Annotated in this window: 2 protein-coding genes and 2 pseudogenes; 2 read left to right on the top strand and 2 right to left on the bottom strand. The window is 36.1% G+C overall.

Translation table 11 applies throughout. From position 1 onward, the window contains the following. Positions 1–366 (top strand): annotated as a pseudogene (locus tag BTHERMOSOX_RS11840) (IS30 family transposase); the annotation flags it as partial. A 46-nt stretch (positions 367–412) separates the two neighbouring features. Here BTHERMOSOX_RS11840 and BTHERMOSOX_RS10350 read toward each other — a convergent pair. Beyond that, complete coding sequence (locus BTHERMOSOX_RS10350) at positions 413–1,459, bottom strand: Fic family protein (RefSeq protein WP_138121069.1); 1,047 nt, start codon at positions 1,457–1,459, stop codon at positions 413–415. Positions 1,460–1,632: 173 nt separating this feature from the next. On the opposite strand from BTHERMOSOX_RS10350, the gene BTHERMOSOX_RS10345 reads away from it, so the two are divergent. After that, positions 1,633–1,788, top strand: a complete 156-nt coding sequence (locus BTHERMOSOX_RS10345; RefSeq protein ID WP_171004746.1) for a hypothetical protein — start codon at positions 1,633–1,635, stop codon at positions 1,786–1,788. A gap of 54 nt (positions 1,789–1,842) precedes the next feature. Here BTHERMOSOX_RS10345 and BTHERMOSOX_RS12135 read toward each other — a convergent pair. Beyond that, positions 1,843–2,504, bottom strand: a pseudogene (locus BTHERMOSOX_RS12135) (IS30 family transposase); the annotation flags it as partial.

Raw genomic sequence — 2,504 nt, 5'->3', positions numbered from 1 at the left:
AATGGCAAGAATGCCACTGAGTTGGCTGATAAGACTATTAAAGCGCTAAAGCCAATGTCAAGTAAGATTCATACCATTACCTACGATAATGACTTAGAATTTTCTGAACATGAGCGTATGGCTAAAGCACTGGATGTGGATATATATTTTGCTCATCCGTATTCTTCTTGGGAAAGAGGTATTAACGAGAATACTAATGGCTAGATTAGACAGTACTTCCCAAAGGGTACTGACTTTAACAAGGTGACAAATTCACAGATTGAATTTGTCATGAAGCGACTCAACACAAGACCTCGAAAAACACGAGGTGGGAAACAACCAGTTGAGTTATTTTTAGGAAAGGCTGTTGATTTATTAACGGCTTAGGAGAAATTGCACTTAATGTGCGACTTCGGCAGCTTAATATTCATGTTTATTTTTTAGAATACCAAACACCTTTAGTTTTACCGTGTCGAGTCAAAATATTATCTTGAACAAGGCTGTTAAGTCTATTTTTAATCGTTGGCCTTTTAATCGTTGTGATTATATTTTGTGCTTGTGTGATGGTAATTCGATTATTAATATCGACATATTGCATAATTAATGCACTTTCATGGTCTAGATTATTGTACTTACCCAGGTTATTGGTTTTGTTTTGCAGGTGATCTTTTTGTCGTTTAAGCGACGTTAAAAAGAAACCAAGCCACGGAATCCAGTCAACCTTATCATTTTTTAATGTTTTTTGAGTTCTTTGTAGTGCAAGGTAATAAGCATCCTTGTTTTTCTCAATAACACTTTCTATTGAAGAATAGGGTGTATAGTTATATCCAGATTTAAGCATAATCAAAGTTGATAGTAGGCGTGATAATCTGCCATTACCATCCTGAAATGGATGAATGGCTAAAAACACAACCGTAAATACTGCAGCAATAATTAATGGATGAAAACTCCTGTCTTCTAGTGTTTGTGACGTCCATTTAATAAGAGTTTGCATTTCAAAGGATGTGTCAAATGCAGAGGCTGTTTGAAACACGACCCCTAGGCTTTTGCCGCTACTATCAAAAGCCTCAACAGAATTTGAATGCTTTTTATATTCCCCTCTATGACGCTCATCTTTGGTTGAGTGTCTTAGTAGTTGAATATGAAGTTGCTTAATATAGTTTTCAGTAATAGGAATATCCAAGTAATTTTGATAGATGGTTTCTATGGTTTCACTATAGCCAGCAACCTCTTGCTCATCTCGTGTATTAAAAGACTGCTGCGTTATATTGCTTAATAAAGACTCGATTTTTTGATCACTTAGTTTTGAGCCCTCGATGCGAGTAGACGAGCCAATGCTCTCAATGGTGGCTACATAACGTAGTGCATTTAATTGTTCTGGATCATTTTCACCAATTTGCCTCCAACTACCTTTAAACTCATCGATCTCAGTGATAAGCTTTAATAGTTCTGGTGTAATATTAAATGCTGTTAAATTCATGTGGCCTGTTGATCGACTATCTAATAATATCTAATTATATCCAATTAATTGAAAAAATGACCAATAATTATTAAATTGATAAGAATTACATAAATACCCACACATCTATATTTTTTATGCTTTTATGTTGGTTAAAATAGGGTGCAATTACCTCGATAAATTAATTACTTGTAATGTCAAAATCAATAGAAAAAGTTAGCACCCAATCCAAAGATATATTTGCACAGGAGTTGGGTAAATTTAGCCAAATGTTTCCTCAATTTGTTAGTGAGGGTAAAGTTGATTTTGATGCTTTAAAGAAATTTTTAGAAGGTGAATTCGACTCATAAGTGCACCACTTCCAATTGACGAGCATCCACACCCGTCATCTCTAAAAACACCTAGCAAGGTGTTTTAAGTCCTAAACACTTTCTTGGTCTAGAATTTAATTTATTTACTGCTATTTTAACATCGTCTTTTGCAATATCAATCAGCTTCATTGATTTAGGGAAGTATTGTCTTAATAAGCCATTAGCATTCTCATTCTGTCCGCGCTCCCAGCTGTGGTAAGGCTTGGCAAAGTAACTTTTACAATCAATAGCTGTATTTACTTGCTCATGTCCAACAAATTCCTTGTCATTGTCATAGGTAATAGAGCGCACAAGATCTTTAATTGGTTTGAGTAGAGTGCTTATGGCAGCACTAACCCCTCTTTGTGCTTTACTATTCAGTGGGTAGGCTAGTCTTAACTTTGATATGCGCTCATCCAGAGTAACAATAACACCTTGATGTGCTTTACCAATGATAGTGTCAGCCTAAAAATGCCCAAATTCATCTCGGTTATTAGCAGCCTCGCTACGCTCGTCTATATCAACTCGCTTGGGAGTGCCTGTGCGATTGTTTACATAGCCATAACGCTTGCGATAAGGCCTACCTTGGTGGCGTAAATATTTATACAAATTACCGCCACCCAATTTATCTTTGAGTAGGTAACGATAAATACTCTCATGGTGAAGTTTAAGGATATTGTTAGTGTCAAGCCAGCCACAGACTTGTTCAGGTGACC

The sequence above is a fragment of the Bathymodiolus heckerae thiotrophic gill symbiont genome (assembly GCF_900128515.1).
GTDB lineage: Bacteria > Pseudomonadota > Gammaproteobacteria > PS1 > Pseudothioglobaceae > Thioglobus_A.
This window is presented reverse-complemented; position numbering and strand designations above follow the sequence as displayed.